Origin of the sequence: Kluyvera georgiana ATCC 51603 (assembly GCF_001654985.1) — a bacterium.
Lineage (GTDB): Bacteria > Pseudomonadota > Gammaproteobacteria > Enterobacterales > Enterobacteriaceae > Kluyvera > Kluyvera georgiana.
Window position 1 is genome coordinate 1 of record NZ_LXEU01000004.1, and the last position, 20,092, is coordinate 20,092.

The 20,092-nt window shown below is 54.5% G+C and carries 19 protein-coding genes; 6 read left to right on the forward strand and 13 right to left on the reverse strand.

Annotated elements, in window-relative coordinates:
* Nucleotides 1–141 precede the first annotated feature (141 nt).
* The 7 genes from M989_RS00970 to M989_RS01000 all read right to left on the reverse strand — a co-directional run bounded on the left by M989_RS00970 (nucleotide 142) and on the right by M989_RS01000 (nucleotide 6,823).
* Entirely contained in the window at nucleotides 142–444 is a 303-nt protein-coding gene (locus M989_RS00970; RefSeq protein ID WP_157093500.1) for a PTS lactose/cellobiose transporter subunit IIA, read from the reverse strand.
* A 638-nt stretch (nucleotides 445–1,082) separates the two neighbouring features.
* Nucleotides 1,083–1,397 (reverse strand): YicS family protein, encoded by a 315-nt coding sequence (locus M989_RS00975; protein WP_083965108.1) that lies wholly within the window; start codon nucleotides 1,395–1,397, stop codon nucleotides 1,083–1,085.
* Nucleotides 1,398–1,417: 20 nt separating this feature from the next.
* Entirely contained in the window at nucleotides 1,418–2,320 is a 903-nt protein-coding gene (locus tag M989_RS00980) for an EamA family transporter (protein WP_064540832.1), read from the reverse strand.
* Nucleotides 2,321–2,410: 90 nt separating this feature from the next.
* Nucleotides 2,411–3,865, reverse strand: a complete 1,455-nt coding sequence (gene murP, locus M989_RS00985) for a PTS N-acetylmuramic acid transporter subunit IIBC (RefSeq protein ID WP_064540835.1) — start codon at nucleotides 3,863–3,865, stop codon at nucleotides 2,411–2,413.
* Nucleotides 3,866–3,890: 25 nt separating this feature from the next.
* Nucleotides 3,891–4,790 (reverse strand): N-acetylmuramic acid 6-phosphate etherase, encoded by a 900-nt coding sequence (murQ, locus tag M989_RS00990; RefSeq protein WP_064540837.1) that lies wholly within the window; start codon nucleotides 4,788–4,790, stop codon nucleotides 3,891–3,893.
* A gap of 161 nt (nucleotides 4,791–4,951) precedes the next feature.
* Entirely contained in the window at nucleotides 4,952–6,115 is a 1,164-nt protein-coding gene (locus M989_RS00995) for a multidrug effflux MFS transporter (RefSeq protein ID WP_064540840.1), read from the reverse strand.
* A gap of 141 nt (nucleotides 6,116–6,256) precedes the next feature.
* Entirely contained in the window at nucleotides 6,257–6,823 is a 567-nt protein-coding gene (locus M989_RS01000; RefSeq protein WP_064540843.1) for a TetR/AcrR family transcriptional regulator, read from the reverse strand.
* 190 nt (nucleotides 6,824–7,013) lie between these two features.
* On the opposite strand from M989_RS01000, the gene M989_RS01005 reads away from it, so the two are divergent.
* Entirely contained in the window at nucleotides 7,014–7,430 is a 417-nt protein-coding gene (locus M989_RS01005) for a GNAT family N-acetyltransferase (protein WP_064540847.1), read from the forward strand.
* A gap of 81 nt (nucleotides 7,431–7,511) precedes the next feature.
* On the opposite strand, the gene M989_RS01010 is transcribed toward M989_RS01005, so the two are convergent.
* Nucleotides 7,512–9,023, reverse strand: a complete 1,512-nt coding sequence (locus tag M989_RS01010; RefSeq protein WP_064540850.1) for an MDR family MFS transporter — start codon at nucleotides 9,021–9,023, stop codon at nucleotides 7,512–7,514.
* A 79-nt stretch (nucleotides 9,024–9,102) separates the two neighbouring features.
* On the opposite strand from M989_RS01010, the gene M989_RS01015 reads away from it, so the two are divergent.
* Nucleotides 9,103–9,753: a TetR/AcrR family transcriptional regulator gene (locus M989_RS01015; RefSeq protein WP_064540852.1), complete on the forward strand. Its 651-nt coding sequence runs from the start codon at nucleotides 9,103–9,105 to the stop codon at nucleotides 9,751–9,753.
* Nucleotides 9,754–9,849: 96 nt separating this feature from the next.
* Here M989_RS01015 and M989_RS01020 read toward each other — a convergent pair whose 3' ends face one another.
* From M989_RS01020 to M989_RS01035, 4 genes are all read right to left on the reverse strand, one after another.
* On the reverse strand, nucleotides 9,850–11,247 hold the full coding sequence (locus tag M989_RS01020; protein ID WP_064540855.1) for a glycoside hydrolase family 1 protein: 1,398 nt from the start codon (nucleotides 11,245–11,247) through the stop codon (nucleotides 9,850–9,852).
* A gap of 53 nt (nucleotides 11,248–11,300) precedes the next feature.
* Nucleotides 11,301–13,493, reverse strand: a complete 2,193-nt coding sequence (locus tag M989_RS01025; RefSeq protein ID WP_064540858.1) for a CBM35 domain-containing protein — start codon at nucleotides 13,491–13,493, stop codon at nucleotides 11,301–11,303.
* Nucleotides 13,494–13,504: 11 nt separating this feature from the next.
* Nucleotides 13,505–14,839, reverse strand: coding sequence for a maltoporin (locus M989_RS01030; protein WP_064540861.1), 1,335 nt, complete (start codon nucleotides 14,837–14,839; stop codon nucleotides 13,505–13,507).
* 245 nt (nucleotides 14,840–15,084) lie between these two features.
* Entirely contained in the window at nucleotides 15,085–16,344 is a 1,260-nt protein-coding gene (locus M989_RS01035; protein WP_064540863.1) for a PTS sugar transporter subunit IIC, read from the reverse strand.
* A gap of 176 nt (nucleotides 16,345–16,520) precedes the next feature.
* Here M989_RS01035 and M989_RS01040 point away from each other — a divergent pair, with 176 nt between their 5' ends.
* The 4 genes from M989_RS01040 to M989_RS01055 all read left to right on the forward strand — a co-directional run bounded on the left by M989_RS01040 (nucleotide 16,521) and on the right by M989_RS01055 (nucleotide 19,558).
* Nucleotides 16,521–16,835: a PTS sugar transporter subunit IIB gene (locus M989_RS01040; protein ID WP_064540867.1), complete on the forward strand. Its 315-nt coding sequence runs from the start codon at nucleotides 16,521–16,523 to the stop codon at nucleotides 16,833–16,835.
* A 10-nt stretch (nucleotides 16,836–16,845) separates the two neighbouring features.
* Nucleotides 16,846–18,171, forward strand: coding sequence for a PTS sugar transporter subunit IIC (locus M989_RS01045; protein ID WP_064540872.1), 1,326 nt, complete (start codon nucleotides 16,846–16,848; stop codon nucleotides 18,169–18,171).
* Between the two features lie 22 nt (nucleotides 18,172–18,193).
* The gene (gene chbA / locus M989_RS01050) at nucleotides 18,194–18,499 is read left to right on the forward strand and encodes a PTS N,N'-diacetylchitobiose transporter subunit IIA (RefSeq protein ID WP_064540875.1); all 306 of its coding nucleotides are present in this window, start codon (nucleotides 18,194–18,196) and stop codon (nucleotides 18,497–18,499) included.
* Nucleotides 18,500–18,595: 96 nt separating this feature from the next.
* Nucleotides 18,596–19,558: a LacI family DNA-binding transcriptional regulator gene (locus M989_RS01055; RefSeq protein WP_064540878.1), complete on the forward strand. Its 963-nt coding sequence runs from the start codon at nucleotides 18,596–18,598 to the stop codon at nucleotides 19,556–19,558.
* A gap of 101 nt (nucleotides 19,559–19,659) precedes the next feature.
* Here M989_RS01055 and M989_RS25415 read toward each other — a convergent pair whose 3' ends face one another.
* Nucleotides 19,660–19,917, reverse strand: a complete 258-nt coding sequence (locus M989_RS25415) for a hypothetical protein (RefSeq protein WP_157093502.1) — start codon at nucleotides 19,915–19,917, stop codon at nucleotides 19,660–19,662.
* Nucleotides 19,918–20,092 lie beyond the last annotated feature (175 nt).

The window sequence follows — 20,092 nt, forward strand, 5'->3', positions numbered from 1 at the left end:
ATATTCTCAGACAATAACCATCCCGTTTCGGTGTAAATATAAAAGACGCCACCAAAACAAGCTGATTTTATTTTTAATATCGTAGGGGTACAGTTAAATAATTAGCGTAATCAATATCTCCGTAGTCAGAAAGCCTAAATATTAACGTTGGTAAAGATGAATTATCTCTTCCGATAGTTCACGTGCCAGCAGGGAGTTCATTAAATGATCCTGCGCGTGTACCATAATTAAGGTCATGGGCTGACGCGCGTCACCTGCATCTTGCTCAATAAGCTTTGTTTGCATATGGTGCGCCTGGCGGGCATAGCCATCGGCTTCCCGCAGGAGATTTTTGGCTTCCTCCATTTCACCCTGACGCGCGGCGTGCAGCGCTGCGAAGCACAGCGATCTGGACTGGCCCGCGTTAATGATTATTTCCATTACCGCGTCCTCTAACCTAACCATAATAATATCCTCTAACTATTTAAAGTCATGATAAAAAGAGGTCGGAAATAATATATCAATGCTTAATGTTAAATTTGCCTGACTTCACTAATGGTTCCGACTTATGGTGCAGTCGATGGTATTTTTTTTATTCTTTTATTTCATTGTTGAGCGTCTTTTAAACGTGCAGCAAAGGTTAATGTATGGTCTCATCGACCAACATGTAAATAACATGCGTGACCACCAGATTTAGCATCAAAAATAATTGATCGCTCAATCAAGAGTGATAACGAAAGTTCATTTTAAAATCTTTTACGCACGCTGTGGAATTCAGCGGCGGAGCATAATCTTGTACATTGATGCCTATCCTCGAAATGTAAAAAGTTATTGCGATTGTGATTTGATATGAAACTGAAACCGGTTTCTATTCATAAAAGCTAGAAGTGTGATACCCATCAATTTCTTATGCTTATGAGACTAATTATTTCGTCCTGGGTCACAGAAAATTGTCGTTTGAGGATGAAATGAGCATCAATTGAACAAGTGGTGCAAGAGACGGGAGCTGTGGGAGGTGGCCTGACAAGCGTAGCAGCCATCAGGCATGGTGCACACGTTGCCGGATGGCTGCTCCGCCTTATCCGGCTTACGATTGCGTATTGCTATTTCTGGGTGGGGCACTGAATCGTTTTTATCGCCTTCTCATAGGCCGCGCGATCGTTCTTATCCAACGCTCGCGTGGCGCTCTGCACCGCGGTTTTATTCTCAGCCGACTCCAGCACGCGATTGGCAAACTGGGTATCGCTCAGCCCGCTGTTTGCCGGGCAGTTCTGCTTCACGTCTTTCACCACCTGCTGTTTTTGCTGTTCGAACTTCAGACCTTCGAGCGGTGCGGAAAACGCGATGGCTGGCAGCATCAGGCAGGCAGCGAGACAGATCTTTTTCATGACGGATATCCTTATGTTCATACGGTGAATTAACTATAGCTGGAATCCCGCTATACCGTTTTTACCCGACGGCGTGAGTCCAGCGAAATCAGTATCACCGAGGATAAAATCAGTAGCGTGCCTAACCAGTCCGGCAGGGTGAAGCTGATCCCGAGCAGCAGCAGTGACAAAAACGCGCTGCTCAGCGGTTCGGCGCAGCTGAGGATGCTGGCTTTTGGCCCGCCAATCATCTGCGCGCCCTTCAGGTACAGGCTGAAAGTCAGGGAGGTGCCAATCACCACCAGATAGAAAAAGGCCAGCAGTAGGTTACCGGTAATCACGATGTGGGTGCCCTGCCCGGCGTAGAACGGCAGCAGCATTGCGCCGCCAAGGAGCATGCTCCAGCCGACGATCGGCAGCGTGCCGTAACGGGCAATCAACGTTGATGGCCAGGTGGTGTAGAACGCGGCGGCGAAGGCCGAGGCGATCCCCCAGAACAGCGCCGCGCCGGAGATCGAGAGCGACGTTGGGTCGCCGTGGGTGACCAGCAAGAAAGTACCAATAAGCGAGGTGGCGATAGCGGCAAAGACGAAGCGGCCTGGCCGCGCTTTACGCATGATGGCAAACCACGCCACGATAATCGTGGGTGACAGGAACTGTAAAACTGTGGCGGTGGCGGCGTTGGATTTTTCAATCGCCATCAGGAAAGTGAGCTGAACGGTCATCGCACCGACCAGCGAGAAAATCAGCAGACTTATCGCGTCTTTGCGGTTTTTCAGGATACGGAAGATGCCGTCGCCGTGCAGGAAAGAGAACGTCAGCAGAATAAAACCGCCGGAAAGCAGGCGAATCATGGTCAGAAAGGGTGAGCCCATCTGACTGTGTTCCATGATGTACTGCGCGCAAACGCCGGAACTTCCCCACAATATTGCGGCAATTAAAACGTTAAGCATCCCTTTTCTGGTGGCACCCATTTTCCTCAACCCTGTCATATTATTTTGTTCTGACGGGCATCATAGCATGGCGGGAAGCGTGCCCCCAGCGGTGCGCCGGGGGCAAATGGGTTAGCTGAGATCGACGTTTTTGCTGCCAAAAAACCAGGTTAACAGGAAACCGCCGAAGTAGGCGACGGCAAGCCCTGCCGCATAGACCGCCATCCCCGCGTAGATGCCGCTGCCCGAGGTCATCAGCGGCAGCGCGACCAGGCCAGACGGGCCGAAGACCGTGTTCAGACCGACCGGTAGCCCCATCCAGGCCACCAGACCGATAAAGAAGCCGCCGCAGGCGCCGCCGAGACAGGCGGTGACAAACGGCTTCATGCGCGGCAGGGTGACGCCGTAGATCAGCGGTTCGCCGACGCCGAGCAGGCCGGGGATGATGGCCCCTTTAATCTGCGTGCGCAGCAGCGAGCCCTGCTTCGCGCGATAGTAAAGCGCCAGTGCTGCACCGACCTGACCCGCGCCGGCCATGGCCAGAATGGTGAACAGTGAGTTGAAGCCCTGGGCTTCCATCAGCGCGAAGTACACCGGTACAAAACCCTGGTGCACACCAAACATCACCGCCAGCAGGAACAGCCCCGCCAGTACCGCCGAACCAAACGGGTTACCGTTAAGGTGCAGGAATAGCCACGACATGCCGGTAAACAGGTAACCGCCGATAGGCATAATCACCACGAAAGTCACCGCCCCCATAATCAGCAGCGTGACGGCTGACGTGAGGATCATGTCGAGGTTGGCCGGCATAACGCGACGTACCTGTTTTTCCACCCACGCGCCGATGATTGAGGCAATCAGCACGCCGATGATGTTGCCACGGGGGTCAATGGTGTGGCCGAAGAAGTCGGAGATGCCGGAATAGAAACCGACCGCCGCTTTCGGGTCATAGCCGAGGATAAATAGCGCGGCGATAATCGCCCCGTTAACGCCGGAGCCGCCGAACGCTTTCTGCGCGTTATAGCCGATGAGAATACTCAGGAAGGTGAACATGCCCTTACTGAACACCTTCATGTAGCTGATGACATCAACCAGCATGGCGTTCGGATGGGCATTCTCCAGCACGAACAGCTGTTCGGCGAGCGTAGCGAAACCCAGCAGCAGGCCAACGGCGATAAAACCGGGGATCAGTGGCGTAAAAATGGTGGCGAACTTCGCGAGGAATTTCTGCACGCTACTGGTTTGTTTCCCCTTTAGCTCCTGCTTTTTGGCGCTGGCGATATCGGCCAGCGAAGCGCTGGATTGAGCCTCATCTGCCTGCGTCAGCGGCGCTTCTTCCAGCAGCAGGTTCATGATCTCCGAAGCGGTCTGCGCCTTGCCTGGCCCCAGGATAATCTGGAATTGTTCGTTGCTGACCACCACGCCCATTACGCCTTCCACCTGGCGAATGGCGGCGACGTCGGCGCGCGCTTCATCGCGCAGCGTTAAGCGCAGGCGAGTCATACAGTTCCCCGCCTGCACCACGTTTGGCGCTCCGCCAACCAGGGTAAGAATGCGGGCTATCATCTCTTTATTTATTTTTGCCATTCTACGAAATCCCCAGTGTGATGGATTAGTGTTGCAGCGCCTTGCGGATAAAGCCGCCGTTGTCTGCCAGCAGCTGTTTGGCTGCTTCTGCGCTCAGGTTCGCCAGCACCATCACGATGGCGGTTTTGCAGTGGCGGCCACAGGCATCCAGCGCCGCCTGCGCGGTTGGTCGATCGCACTCGGTGGTTTCCATCACGATGGAAATCTGGCGTTCGATCAGCTTGGCGTTGGTGGCCTCAACGTCGACCATCAGGTTGCTGTAGACCTTGCCGCTGCGGATCATCGCCCCGGTGGTGATCATGTTCAGCACCAGCTTCTGTGCGGTTCCGGCCTTCAGGCGGGTAGAGCCGGTCACCACTTCCGGGCCGACAACCGGTGTAATGGCGATGTCGGCGCGGTGCGCCATTTCGCCGTGCGGATTGCAGCTGACGATCGCGACCAGCGCGTTTTGCTGGTGGGCGTAGGCCATTGCGCCCAGCACGTAAGGCGTACGGCCGCTGGCGGCAATGCCGACCAGAACGTCATGTTGGTTAAAGCCCAGCGCCTGTAAATCTTCTGCGCCCTGCGCGGCATTGTCTTCGACGTTTTCAACCGCCTTCAGAATGGCGGTATGACCGCCTGCGATCAGGCCGACAACTTGTTCCGGGCGGGTGCCGAAAGTGGGTGGGCATTCGCTGGCGTCGAGAATCCCCAGGCGCCCGGAGGTGCCCGCGCCGATGTAAATCAGGCGGCCGCCGTGACGGAACGCGTTGGCGACGCTGTCAACCAGCTGTGCAATTTGCGGAATATACGGCGTGATGGCGTGAGCAACCTGCTGATCTTCATTGTTAATGACCGTCAGCATCTCTTCGGTGGAGAGGGTGTCAATGTTGGCGCTGTTCGCGTTGCGCCGTTCAGTCAGCAATTTGCTCAGGTCGATATTCATAGGAAACCTCATCATTCACAGTGGCGAGCAGTATAAGGAATTAATTATTCCATTCATGTGAAGGTTATCACGATTAGACGCGTGAGGTAATGCGGTATTTATAGCTGTGGCGCGGAGGAGTGCGGTAATGAAGATGGAATATTTTATTACCGCAGGGGTTTTTAGCGCACGGTGCGCGGCTTAAGCAGACCGAAAAACAGGGCAATAGCATAGGAAATGGTCATCGCGAGGCTCATTTTCAGCATGGATTCGCCACCTAACCCGGACAACGGAGCGGCGATGCCGCCGCAGACGAACATTAGCGTGCCCATTAACGCCGACGCGGTGCCCGACTGCGCGCTGCTGACGGCGCTCATCGCTTCGGCGCCGGAAACGGTACTGATCCCGCTCATAAACGATACCGTAAAGAACAGACCGACCAACGCCAGAATCGGCTGCTGGGACCAGGCCAACAGCAGCGTCACCGCCGCGCACAGCACCGCCAGCAGCAGGCCGCGGCGGAGTAGCGTTTCAGCGGCCACGCGGCGTGCCAGTTTCGAGGAAATGAGCGCGGCGATGATCAGCCCGATACCGTTCAGGCCAAACAGCAGGCTGAACTGCATGGCGCTCATGCCGTACTCGCTCTGAATGACGAACGACGAGGAGCCGATGTAGGAGAACAGCCCGGCCATCATAAAGGCCTGAATCAGGCAGTAACGCATAAAGCGGCGGTTCTTCAGTACCGGCGTACCCTTTGGCTGCTGCGCGGTGCTGGCGCTTTGGGCCGGCAGCGTTTCATGCAGCACCGTCAGGCTTAACACCAGCAGCACGACGCCAATTCCGGCCATCGTCCAGAACAGAATACGCCAGTCGAAGGCGGTAATGATGTAGCCGCCGAGTACCGGGGAGAGCACCGGGGCGATGCCGTTGACGGTCATCAGCAGGGCAAAAAACTGGGTGAGCAGGGTTCCCTGATAACGGTCGCGGGCGATCGAGCGCGACAGCACCGAGCCGCCTGCCCCGGCGAAACCCTGCAGGAAACGCCAGCCGATCAACAGGTGAATATCCTGAGTGACGGCGCACATCGCGGAAGAGAAGATAAACAGCAGCAGCGACAGTGCCAGCGGTTTGCGGCGACCGATACGGTCGCTGAGCGGGCCGAAGAACATCTGGCCGAGGCCAAGACCGATCAGCGCAGCGGTGAGAGATAGCTGGGTTTGCGTGCCGGTCGCGCTGAGTTGCTCGGTGATTTCCGGCAGCGCCGGGAGATAAAAATCGGTACAGAGTGGGCCAATGGCGGAAAGCAGGCCCAGCACCACGACCCATGACAGGGAAACACGCGGCATGAAAGCTCCTTTTGCGATATTCGGGAGGGGTTAGCGTTAACCCCGTTCGGTAAATAAGAGTGTCATCGTGGCTAAAAAAGCCTACGCCGCCGGGTTACGGCGACGATGAAATAAAGATCCTGACGTTTAGAAAGAGAATGGCTAAACGGAGACGAGCATCTTAATAATATTCTGGTACGTTATTTCCATGTCCTCTGCGGCGGCCTGCTGGGGAATTTGTCGACGGTAAATCGTCCCTTCCACCATCACCGCCATCACCTCGACGCAGCAGCGAATACGGGTTTCGCTGAGGTGCGGGTAGGTATGACGCAGGTGCTCGCAGGCGGTATTGAACATGCGCGCATCGGCCTCTTTCAGCCAGGCGGCCACCTGCGGATTACGGGTCGCTTCAGCGGCCATTTCCAGCATTAACGCATCGTCATCTTCGTTTAACGACATACGCCACGCCAGCATGTGTGGCATCAGATGGGTTTGGGTTTTTCCCGCCATCTCGGCGATCCGATAGTCGATAATCCGGTGGATCATCTCTTCAATAATCGCGTCTTTATTGTTGAAATAACGGTAGATTTGGCCAACGCTCAGCTTCGCTTCGGCGGCAATTTGCGACATGCTGGCAGCGTGAAAACCGCTGTTGCGAAAGCAGCGGCGGGCAGCGGCGATGATCTCGTCCTGGCGGGCTTTTTGCCGGGCTTCCAGCTTGCTGGTCATGCATGTTTCCGTAAGAATTTATAGTGAGAATGATCGTTCTCATTTTTCGCTCATTATACGTAGTGAGCGTCTGATGAAAAGCATTTTCTAATACGGATTTTTTCTTTTTTACGTTGTGCAAAAAAGAATGGAGAAAAAAAGCGTTTTTTGTGAAATTAATCAGGTCGGCCAATAAAAATAAGGAATAAATATGCCATTTGTTATTAAAGAAGTTATTACGCAGGAAGACAAAGAGGAATTGCTCACCGGGCTGCGGGCGTACAACCGCCAGTTTATTGATGCCTCTGGGTGGGGCGATATTTGCGTTTATCTGCGCGACGAGCAGGATGTGATGCGCGGCGGTCTGATTGGCCAGCGCAAAGGCGATTGGCTCAGCATCGACTATCTGTGGGTGTGTGAAACGACGCGCGGTGACGGGGTGGGCAGTGAGCTTATCAGACGTGCTGAGGCGCTTGCTCGGGAGAAAGGCTGTTTGCATGCGTTGGTCGACACCATCAGCTTCCAGGCGCTGCCGTTTTATCAGAAGCAGGGCTACCAGCTGGTGAAGACGCTGGAGGATTTCCCGCTGGCGGGGATGGCGCGTCACTATCTGACGAAGGCGCTGTAAGGGCTGCCGGATGGCGGCTACGCCTTATCCGGCCTACTCCGATCTGTAGGCCGGATAAGCGCAGCGCCATCCGGCACTGTTCTACGCGTGCCGCGTTTTCAGCGGCGCTTCTTTCAGCAGCCACGACAGCACAAACGCCACCACCATAATGCAGGCCGCCATAATGAACGCCGCGTGAATTGCCGAGCCAAAGGCGGTGAGATAATCGCTGCGAATGGCCTCGGGAAGCTTATGAATCGCCACCGGGTTCATCCCCTGCGGAATCGTCGCCCCTTCCGGTAACAGGCTGGTTAGCCGTGATTGCAACACCGAGGTAAACACCGCGCCAAACAGCGCCACGCCGATGGAGCCGCCAATGGAGCGGAACAGCGTCACCCCGGAGGTCGCCACGCCATAAAGGTTCGCCGCCACGGTGTTCTGCACCGCCAGCACCAGTACCTGCATTACCAGCCCCAACGCCATCCCCAGCACGCCGGTAAACAGATACAGCTGCCAGGTTGGCGAGGTAATGGTAATGCGCGTCAAAAGCACCATCCCGATGCAGCCCATCAGCGTCCCGACAATCGGGTAGATGCGGTATTTCCCGGTGCGGCTAATGGCGCGTCCGCTGATGATCGAAGTCAGCAGCAGCCCGCCCATCAGGGGAATCAGCTGTAGCCCGGCCTCCGTCGGCGTGGCGTTTTTCACCACCTGTAGATATAGAGGCAGAAAGGTCACTGAGCCGAACAGCGACATACCGATGATAAACCCGATCAGGCTGCACAGCAGGAAGCTGCGGTTGCGGAACAACGAAAGCGGAATAATCGGCTCAAACGCCAGCCGCTCTTCATAGATGAACCCGGCGATACCCACCAGGCCAAAGGCCAGAATGCACCACAGCTGTGGGTCGCTCCACTCGCGCACCGTACCGCCTTCGGTGGTGAACAAAATAATACACACCAGCGCCAGGGTCAGGTAAATCGCCCCCAGCCAGTCAATCTGATGCTGGCTGCGTTTGTTGCTGGCGTGGAATACCGCGCCGATGACAAACAGCGCAAAGAGCCCCAACGGCAGGTTGATGTAGAAAATCCAGCGCCAGGAAGCGTGCTGGACGATAAAGCCGCCAATCAACGGGCCAATCACCGTCGCCAGACCAAATACGCCGCCGAATAACCCCTGGTAGCGGCCACGTTCGGCGGGAGGAATCACATCGGCCACCGCCGCCATGCTGATCACCATCAGCCCGCCGCCGCCAAGCCCTTGCAGCGCCCGCATCAGCACCAGTTGGGTCATATTCTGCGCCAGACCGCACAGCGCTGAGCCGGCGAGGAACAGCAGAATCGAGATTTGCAGTACCCGTTTGCGGCCAAACAGATCGCCGAATTTGCCGTACAACGGCACCACGATGGTGGAGGTGAGGATATAGGCCGTCACGACCCACGAGAGCTTGTCGAGCCCGCCCAGCTCGCCGACAATGGTCGGTAGCGCGGTTGAGACGATGGTCTGGTCGAGTGCGGAGAGCAGCATCACCAGCAGCAGCGCGCTGAACAGCAGACGAATTGAGGTCACGCCAGCCTGCTGCGGCTGCGCGTTTGTCGTCATATCGGACGCCATCATGTCCTCACTTGAAATTAATTAAATGCATAATTAATATTTATTGAAGATCGTTAAGAGGTCAAGGGATCCCGTTTCTATGCCAGCACAAAAAGATAACCTTAAACCGCGTAGACCGGGTCGTCCGCGCGGCAGCAAACCCGATGCCGACAAGCGTGAACAGCTGATAGATATTGCTTTGCAGCTGTTTTCCCAGCAAGGCGTTGCGCGCACATCACTGAATGCGATTGCCCGCGAAGCGGGGGTCACGCCAGCGATGCTGCACTACTACTTTAATTCACGAGAGCAACTGCTGGATGTGATGATCGAAGAGCGATTTTTACCGCTGCGCGCCGAAATTGGCGGTGTGTTTGGCGATTATCCTGACGAACCGGTGCAAGCGCTGACAGAAATGGTCAAGAAACTGGCGACACTTGCTGCGCAGTACGAGTGGTTCGCCCCGCTGTGGATGCAGGAAGTGATCGGCGAGATGCCGGTATTGCGCCAGCATCTTCACGCGCGTTTTGGCGATGAGAAGTATCAGGCGACGTTAGCGATGGTGAAACGCTGGCAGGAGGAAGGGAAGGTCAACCCGCATCTTTCGGCGGAGCTGTTGTTTACCACCCTGTTAAGCCTGGTGCTGGTGCCCTTTTCCCGGATGCGTAAAGACGAGCGGCTGGCGATGCTGACGCCGGAGCTGATCGTCGGCAACGCGCTGGCGGTGCTGTTGCAGGGGATTGGCCCGGTATAAGCGTAGGCCCGACAAGCGTAGCGCCATCGGGCACGATGCGGCACATTGCCGGATGGCGGCGTAAACGCCTTATCCGGCCTACCGGGTAAAACGGCGTTATTCGAGGGTAAACTGATTACTCTGCGCCAGCGCTTTAAACCACAGCCCGTTGCGCTTAATCTGCCGTTTGCCGGTTTCAAGGTCGAGGCGGTAGAACCCGTAGCGGCGTTTAAACGAGTTGAGCCACGACCAGTTGTCGATAAACGTCCACTGATGTACGCCGAAACAGTTTGCCCCGTCGGCGATGGCGCGGTGTAGCTGCACCAAATGCTCTTCCATCAGACCAATACGGAAACCATCGTCAATCACACCATCCGCCTGTACCGGGCCTTCGGATTGCAGATCCATCGCGATGCCAATTTCGGCGAGATACCACTTAATATTGCCGTAATTATCGCGAATATTGGTGGCAATGTCGTAGATCGCCTGCGGATGAATTTCGTTGTTGTCGCGATACGGGTTAAAGCGGCCGTTCGGGTCAACGTAGTTTTCGAAGTAGAACTCCGGTGTGAAGTAGTCGAGGGTGTACGGCGTTTCGCGCGCCTGCACGCGGCGCGGCACGTAGTAGTTCACGCCGAGGAAGTCTATATGCGAGCCGGTAATCAACGAGACCTCTTCTTTGGTGGTCTCCGGCAGACACTGATGCAGCGCCAGCAGCTCGCACAGCTCTTTCGGGAACTGGTGCTTCACCAGCGGGTCGAGGAAGCTGCGGTTAAACAGCAGGTCGGCGTACCACGCCGCTTTTTTATCTTCCGCCGAGTCGTTGCGGGTATAGGACGGCGTCAGGTTGAGCACCACGCCAATCTCGCCCGTCAGCGCCTGCTCACGATAGCACTGCACCGCTTTGGCGTGCGCCAGCATAATGTTAAACGCCACCTGCGCCGCCAGCTTGCCGTCTTTTTTGCACGGATAGTGGAAGTCATACAGATAGCCGCCTTCCACCGGCACAATCGGCTCGTTGAAGGTTATCCAGTATTTGATTTTATGGCCGAACAGGCGAAACGCCGTGGCGGCAAAACGGGCGAACAGATCGGTCACGTGTTTTGACTCGAAGCCGCCGTAGCGGTTTTGCAACTCTTCCGGCATATCAAAATGGTAGAGGTTAACCATCGGTTCGATGCCGTTAGCGATCATTTCGTCGAAATAGTCGTTGTAGAAGCGGACGGCCTCGGCGTTCGGCTCGCCGGTTTCCAGATCGTCAATCAGCCGCGACCACTGAATGGAGGTGCGGAATGAGTTGAAACCGATGTGTTTCATCAGGGCGACATCTTCTTTGTAACGGTGCAGCGTATTGCAGACCGTCTCAGGGCCGATTCCCCGGTAAAAGCGCTCCGGCTGCGCGGCGTGCCAGCTGTCCCAGATGGAACGGTGAGGTTTACCCTCTGCGCCTTCGGTTTGCGGGCCAGAGGCGGCGGCGCCCCAGAGGAAATGGTTTGGAAACGCGTACGTGGTCATTTAATCTCCTGAATAAAAACAAAAAACTGCGCCGTTAGCGGCGCAGCAAAGCACTACTCTGCATTCACCTGAATGGACTTGATAAAGATATAGCCCCAGTCACCGGCGTATTTCCCCACGCTGATGGTGTTTTCACCCTGCTTGAGATAGACCGGAATCGTCATCCGCTGGCCGTGCTCGTCAGTTTGCGGAAATTCAATCTGGATAGGTTTATCGCCGTTAATCTGCACCGAGTTCTTCTTTCCACCCCATTTAGCATTGAAATCGAGGTGAAGTAGGTAGTTGCCGTCCCACGGTGCCGCAATCTTCCAGCTCGCTTTATCGCCATCATTGGCAAACGGTCCCAGGAAACCATCTTCGCCGGTTGCCAATTCATTGTCCGCGCTCTTGATCACCGTTTTCTGGCTTTGCTCCAGACCCAGCAACTGACTGTCAAAGCGGCAGAAATCGGCAGGTGCTTTCGCGGTGGCTTCGGTGACGTTGACGGTCAACGTTTTGCTGCTTTTCAGTAGGCCATCGTCGGCAGTGAAGGTCAGCTGGTAGGTACCGGGTGTTGGGAACCAGGCGCGGGTGGAGGCCTTGTTGGCATCGCAAAAATGCGCCTGTTTTTTGCCCGTGCTGGTCCACTTTTCGCTCACTTTTCGTGACGGCAGATTGTCGTCCTGCCAGCGCGCATTGAGGCTAAGCCCGCTGTGCTGTGCGGCGGTGGCAGTTTCCTCAAGCGTAATGACCGGCGCCTTGTTTTTCTGCGTATGGGTGACGCTGATAACGTTAGACGGTGCCGATTGCCCGGTTTCATTTTTAGCAATGACGCGGTAGAAGTAAGTTTTGCCCAACGTCAACGACGTGTAGTCGTCGCGGAAGAGATCCATCGTTTCTGGATTCCATTCCTGAACACCGTCGGAAATATTATGTCCTACGACTTGCCACGGGCCGTCTTTCGACTCCGCACGTTCAACGTCGTAACTGCGACCAACAGCGGCACCCATCCAGTTGATGGCGAACGGCGAAGTGGCTTCACGTAGTTTCGGCGCATCCGGTACGGGGAGCGGGGCCATTTTTTCCTGCCCCGCGATCTGCGCGGCCGCTTTGCGCACCAGGTTGACGATCTCCGTTTCCTGATTGGCATCCCCTTCCGGGAAGCCCGGCAGATGGTAGCTGTAGTGGCCGGTGTACTCTTTATGCCAATAGAAACCGCCGTCGTGACGGTGTCCACGAAAACCCCAGATGAACCCCCCTGCGGCTTTTGCGCCGTTAACGTCGGTATGAACGATCGATTGCATGATGTTGTTCAACGCGTTGCTATCAAGCAACCCGAACTCACCCACCAGGTACACTTTCTTACCGCCGATGGCCTCCAGATCCTTTTTCACCTGTTCCGGGTGATTGTTTCCGGCGTTGGTGTAGTAATGGTTGCTGACGATATCCACGTTGGGATCGTTCACAGAGAAGTCGTTGATTTTTTTATAGGTACCGTCAACCACCAGTTGGTGCGGAGCCATTTTCTTAATCCACGCTGCCGTCTGCTTCAGGAATTCCGCATTTGTGTCTTCCAGTTCATTGCCGGTCTCCCAGGCCATAATGGCTTTTTCCTCGGAGTAGGTACGTCCGGTAAGCGTATTCGTGCGGGTGATCACCTGGCGAATGATATCGAGATACGCCTGGTAGGTTTTACTGCGCGTGTTGTAAAAATCTTCAGGTTTTTCATGGTAAAAAGCCGCGAGTTGTTCGCGACCACCCCACCACCACCAGTGATCGATAAACGGCAGAATCAGGCGCAGGCCCTGTTTATCGGCCTCGGCAATCATGTTGTCGTAAACCACCATCGCCTTTTCGTTCAGGCGCGGCATGCCGCCTGGCGTAGCGGGAGCCAGGATATGCGTTTCTCGTTCACAGGCTTCGTCGTTCTCCTGTTGCACTGAAAGCACGTAGACGCGCTGGGCCCTGGCTCCGGTTTGCACGATGGCTTTAATCCAGTTTTCTTGTTCTTCCGGGGTGGGCCATTTGAAATATTGACCCCAGCCGCGCGGGTCGGCTTTACAGATGCCGCGCGCATCGTTTTCAATCCGATGCAGCTCAGGGGCGTGGATCCCAGCGAAGCGAAATTCCTGGTTACCGTCCATCAGCTGCGCGCCCTGGCGGGTAATGAAGTTATCGAAGTGAGACGGTTCCGCCGCGAGCGCGCCAGCGCTGGTCAGCGCTGCCAGTACGACGAGGAACAGGGATTTTTTTGCAACTCGTTTCATTGCTTCTCTCCTTAGAACCAGACTTCCGCCTGTACGCCAAAGTTGACCGTATCGGTGTCGCCGCTGCGGCTGTAGCCACCGGCGTCGATGGTGTTGGTGCTCCAGTTGTAGTTGCCGTCGAGGGCATCAGAGACGCCTTTATCCCATTTGGCGTAAGTCACGAAGAAACGCAGCTGCGGGCGGCTCCAGAAGCCAGAGTCGAAGGTCAGCGTCGGCGCTATAGTGACTTTCGTCAGCCCGCCTTTGCCTTTGCCGTTAACCCCTTTGTAGTTATCGTCATCGAGGTATTCGTAGCCCAGCTCATACTGCATGGCGAAGTTTTTGGTGATCTGGTGATAAGGACGGATACCCGCGACCCAGCTGGTGCGGCCCCAGCCGTTATCGTCGCTGCTCCACCAACGGTAGTTTTTGTCTTTCTGGAAGTAGGCGAAGGTGGAAATGTCGATATCGCCCATTGAGGCCATGCTGTCGAGAACGATGCGCCAGGACTGAGTATCCTCAAGGTTTGCCCAGCCCCAGCCGTTTTTACCCAGCGAATCGCCAGCCGCAAGGCCCCGCCCATACTGCATGACCAGTTTGGAATAGCCGCCCGTCAGGCCCCAAAAGCCGTCAAAATTATATACACCGGTCACACCGTAGCCTTTCTCTGCGGAGGTAGGGTGGTTTTCGTTGCGATTCATGCGGTGGCCGATCAGCTCCAGATCCAGCCCGGTACCGGCGATCTTTTTCAACCACAGGTTAAGCGAGTAGTCATCCGGGTAGCCCTGATCGCCTTTGTCGACCGGATAGGCTTTGGTTTCATCTGTGGGGGAGAAGGCGTAAACCCCGGCGTCGAAGCGGGCGAAGCCCAGATCCATGTTATCGAAGCCGCCGCCGGTGCCGTTGTACTGAATGTACTCCCAGTCAAACTGGTGGCTGGAGGTGTTGGAACTGCTGTAACGCTTACCGCCCCAGAAGGTCATCTCTGGGGCAAAGTCGAGATTGGTGAGTTCGGCGTAGGCCTCGCGGAACTGTACGTCGTGCCCGTCATCATCTTGACAGTTCCAGTCCGAGGTACATTTGCTCTGGTGGGTGATGTTGGCCTGAACTTTCGCCACGGCGCCGGAATCGGATTTCAGTGTGACGGTAGGAATAAGCTCGATTTTGGTGTCTTCTTCGTTGCCCAGGCGCCATTTACCGTCTGGCATCAACCCGACGGAATCTACGCGGTTGCCGTCCGAGTTCGCCAGGATCCCTGAGCGCATGTAGCCATGGAGCTGGAAGTCATATTTTTCGGCGTGGGCCAGGCCGCTTGTGGCAGCGCTGATAAGTATAGCCAGAGGTATCAATCGGTTAAGTTGTTTCATCTTTCACTTTTCCCTTTTATTTTTTGTACGCAATAGCGCTTTTGTTAATGCGATGGGAAATTTACGGATCAAAAATGGAAATGTACATCCATAACGGAAAGCGCTTTCCATAATTGCCGGATCAAATCACAGATCCAGAGATTGTTCACTTGAAAGCGTGATGTAGACCGACTTTTTATTCGAAGGAGATAAAAAAACCAGCGCCGGTATGGCGCTGGCAAGAAAAAAACTGTGAAGGGAATCGATTAGCGGGCTTCAGATTCCGCTAATTGCCGCTCGTAGACTTTGAAGAATGGGCGATAGATCATCCAGGCATTGAAGAAGGCGAACAGGCACATGAACATGTTTTTCCAGCTTCCGTTTGCCGTCCATGCAGCACCCAGTGGCGCAGGCATAGACCAGGGGAGCATCGCCACGGCGCGGTCAAGCACGCCGAGGTGTGTGAGATACCATGCAATGCAGGCGTTAATCATGGGGACGCCAATAAAAGGTATTAAGAATAATGGGTTAAGTATAATTGGGAAACCAAAAAGTATCGGTTCGTTGATGTTAAAGAGTGAGGGGATCAGGCCAATTTTGCCCACACTTTTTAGCTGCCGGGACCGGCTACGCAGCGCCATAAAAACCAACGGGAGCGTAGAACCAATCCCTCCGATCAGCAGGTAGAAATCCCAGAATCCTTGCAGGTAAATATGGGGCAGCGGCGTGATGCTGTTTGCTAATGCCTGCTGGTTTTCAAAGAGATAGGTCATCCAGAATGGATTCATGATGCCGGTAATAATCAGCGCGCCATGAATGCCAATAAACCAAAGCAAATTGCAGATAAGCAGGGATATCAGTAAGGCCGTTAGCGTATCGGAAGCAATGATAAGCGGCCGCAGCGCTTCGCTGATTAATTCCGGCAGGATCATCCCGGTATGTAGCTTCAATCCGGCATTGACGACCGTAATCGAAAGCATAATCACCAGCAGCGGTGCCAGCAGCTGAAAGCCGTTACGGGTCATGATCGGTACTTCGTCGGGTAGACGAATGCACCAGCCTTTTCGGTAAAAAATTCGGATGATTTCAACGGAATAAAAACTTGAAACCAAAGCACTAAATATCCCCATTCCGCCAAGGAAAAGATTGCTTCCTCCGTTTTCCTTGAAGCCAATGAACACCAGAAAGGCCAGGCACCCCGTCAGCCCGGAAAGACGTTCGGGTAGCTGATACTGCTTACCTAAACTGGCGCTGGCGCCGAAGGCGATGATCAGTGCGATGAGGCCGATCGTCAGCTCAAAGGTCGGTAGCAGCATAGGGCGAATTGCCTGATACCACGCGCCGTTGATGGTAAATGGCGGAAAAATGAACGGCACCATCAGGCTGCCAACGATGACGAACGGCATGGCCAACGCAAAACTATCGCGCATGGCGGTGATGTGCTGGCTGCGGGTCAGAAGATTAGCGAAAGGCGTAACGCGCTGCTCAATCAGCGTCACAGCAACATTCATAAACTGAATGTTCATGGCGAACCTTATATCGGACGGAGGAGCCTGGATCATCGCCTACATCCCAACAAAGTGAAAGCCTGCAACCGGTGATCGTGCTCACATTTAACGGATTCACATACGGAAAGCGCTTTCCGTTTTGTTTCCTCCTGATTATAGTCCGCTCATCGTTACTACTCAGTCAGGAGTGTTCCATGAAGAAAATTATGCTTTGTTGTTCCGCTGGGATGTCCACCAGTCTGCTGGTGAAAAAGATGGTGGAAGAGGCGCAAAAACGCGGCCTGGAGGTCGATATCAAAGCGTTTGGCGTCGCCGAATTTGAACAGCAGGTGGGCCACTATCAGGTGGTGCTGTTGGGGCCGCAGGTCAAATACATGCAGAAAGATTTGCAGCAGAAAGCCAACCCTTACGGCATCAAGGTGGAGCCGATCAATATGATGGATTACGGCATGCAAAAAGGCGGCGCGGTGTTAGATTTTGCCCTGTCCTTAATTGATAACAATAACTAAGGGATAAAGCATGAGCTCTCTGTACGCTAAATTAATCAGCGTGATAGAACAGAAAATCACGCCAATGGCTGGAGCAATTGGCCAGCAAAAATACGTTACTTCTATTCGCGACGGTTTTATTCTCGCGCTGCCATTTATGATCGTCGGCTCCTTCATGCTGGTGTTTATCTTCCCGCCGTTTTCGCCGGATACCAGTTGGGGTTTTGCTCGCGCCTGGCTGCAATTTTCGCTGGATCACCGTGAGAGCCTGATGCTGCCGTTTAATTTCAGCATGGGCATCATGACGTTGTTTATCTCCGTCGGGGTGGCGGCAAGCCTGGCGCGTCATCATGAACTGGACCCGCTAACGTCTGGCATGCTGTCGCTGATGGGCTTTCTGTTGGTGGCCGCGCCGCTGAAGGATGGGCAGATTTCTGTCGCTTACTTCTCCGGTCAGGGTATTTTTACCGCGCTGCTGGTGGCGATTTACACCACCGAGCTGTACGCCTTCCTGCGCCGTCACAACATCACCATTCGTCTGCCACCGGAAGTACCCACCGGCGTGGCGCGCTCTTTTGAGATCCTGATTCCCGTTCTGGCGGTAGCGCTGACGCTGCATCCGCTGAACCTGTTTATTGAAGCGCAGCTGGGGATGATTATTCCGGAAGCGATCATGTCGCTGGTTAAACCGCTGGTGGCGGCCTCCGACACGCTGCCCGCTATTTTGCTGTCAGTCATGGTGTGCCAGATTTTGTGGTTTGCCGGGATTCACGGCGCGCTGATTGTGACCGGCATTATGAACCCGTTCTGGATGGCAAACCTGTCGGTTAACCAGGCCGCGATGGCTGCCGGCACTGCGATTCCCCACATCTACGTTCAGGGATTCTGGGACCACTATTTGTTGATTGGCGGGGTAGGTTCCACGCTTCCGCTGGCGATTTTGCTGATGCGCAGCAAGGCGGTACACCTGCGAACGATTGGTCGTATGGGGGTGGTGCCGGGGCTGTTTAATATCAACGAACCGATCCTGTTCGGTGCGCCAATCATTATGAACCCGCTGTTCTTTATTCCGTTTGTGCTGATACCGATGGTCAATGCCACGCTGGCTTACTTTGCCCTCGACTTCGGCCTGGTTTCCCGCGTGGTGTCGATGACGCCGTGGACCACGCCAGCGCCTATCGGCGCATCGTGGGCGGCAAACTGGTCATTCAGCCCGATCGTTATGTGCCTGATCTGTATGGTGACTGCCGCCGTCATGTACTACCCGTTCCTGAAGGCGTACGAGAAACAATTGCTATCGCAGGAAACCGGCGACGCCGGGGCCGAAAGCCGCGTTGGGCAATCTGAGACCGCGTAATGTGTTGTATTGAGAGGATGTTATGGATTTAGAAGAACAAGTCATGGGGATTATTATCAACGCCGGTCAGTCACGTAGCCTGTGCTATGAAGCGTTGAACAGCGCCAAAACCGGCGATTTTGCCGACGCCGATGAGAAGATGGAGCAGGCGCAGCATTATGCGCGTGAAGCGCATCGGGTGCAGACTCAGCTGATTGAAGCCGATGAAGGCGAGGGGAAAACCAAAATGACGCTGGTGATGGTGCACGCCCAGGATCATTTAATGACCTCAATCCTTGCGAAAGAGCTGGTGGGGGAGTTGATTGAGCTTTATCGCACTCGCCACTAAACCCCATACTCCCCGGTGCCTGGGCGGCGGGGAGTTGGCGAATACCTGTACGTATTTATGTTACTATAGGGAGAAAACCGTAATACAGACGACACCATGCCTACTATTGATGATGTTTCAAAGTTAGCCAACGTTTCCCGTGCCACCGTTTCGCGCGTGTTGACGGGGACGCGTGGCGTTCGTGAAGAGAGCCGTGAGGCCGTATTACGCGCGGTAGAAGAGCTAAACTACCGCCCAAGTTTTGCGGCGCAGAATCTGGCGAGCAACACTTCCAGCTACGTTGGTATGGTGCTGCCCGCGCATGAAGCGGAGTTTAGCGCGACGCTATTGCCGCAGCTGTCGCAGGCGATTAAATCGCTGAATAAATCGCTAATGATTCAGTATGTTAATGACGCTGCCGAACAGCAGGCTGCGGTTGAAAGCCTGCAGCATCAGTGTGTTGCCGTGGTAACGTTGGGCCGTAACAGCGGTGACGTGGCTAGCAATGTCATCGCATTCGATGAGTTCTCCGCAAAAGGCAGCGCCAGCCAGGGCTATAACTACGCCTTTGCCACCGAAAGCGCATGTCGCTACGTGCTGGGCAAAGGCCACCGTAATATCGCGCTGCTGATGGACAACGAACACGACGTCGCCAGCAAGCAGATGCTTGATGGCTATCGCAGCGTCCTGCAAAACTACTCTCTGCCGTTTAATCGTCAGCTTTTGGTGATGGCCGACAACAATATTGAACAGGCGCTGCTGACCTTGATCAACAGCTTCACGAAATACACGGCGATCATCGCCAAACGTGATTGTTACGCCGCTGAGGCGATGCGCCTGCTGCGTGAATTCAATATTGCGATCCCGCAGGAAGTGTCGCTGGTTAGCCTGGAAGACTCTCCGCTGGCATCGCTGGTCTATCCGCCGCTGACCTGCATTGCTTATCCCGTTGAACAACTGCTCGAACATTGCGTGCAGCGTATTCGCGCATTAATTGACGGCCATTCCCTGTTTGTGCCAGAAGGGCGGGCATTCACCGGGCGTCTGGTGGCGCGGTCCTCGGTTGCGGATATTAGTTAATACGATCGAGACGCGGTGAATTGCTTATTTTCACCGCGTAAAGAACATCGGGTTACAGAAATAAATCTAAAATATTTAATAAGTGAAACGTTAGTTAAATATTAGTTCTCCGTCAGTTCTGTGAAATCATATTCAATTAATGCCCATGCTACCGATTTACCCTGGTAATAGGGCATAACATCGCCTCTACGTAGGCTGACGACGGTGGAAAGCGTGGGGTCGGAAATCTTCCGGTTGCCCGCTTGTGGGGAGTACTGGCCGCTGTGGCGCAGGATACCAAGCGGCTTGCGTTCGGTGTTTTCCGTTGAAGAATAAGAAGAAAGTACCGAGAGCGTGTAATTACTACTGTCTATCTTCATAACGTGATAATCCAAAAAAGAACACACGTAATAAACAAGCGACAGCTTATTGCTACAACTTAAGCATGGATTAATTATTTGAATGGTGAATAATTCATGCTGTTTTATTGCAATAAAAGTTTGTTTTCGCCAGAATAAGCGCCACTATTGGTTAAAAAGTATCCTAAATGATTAA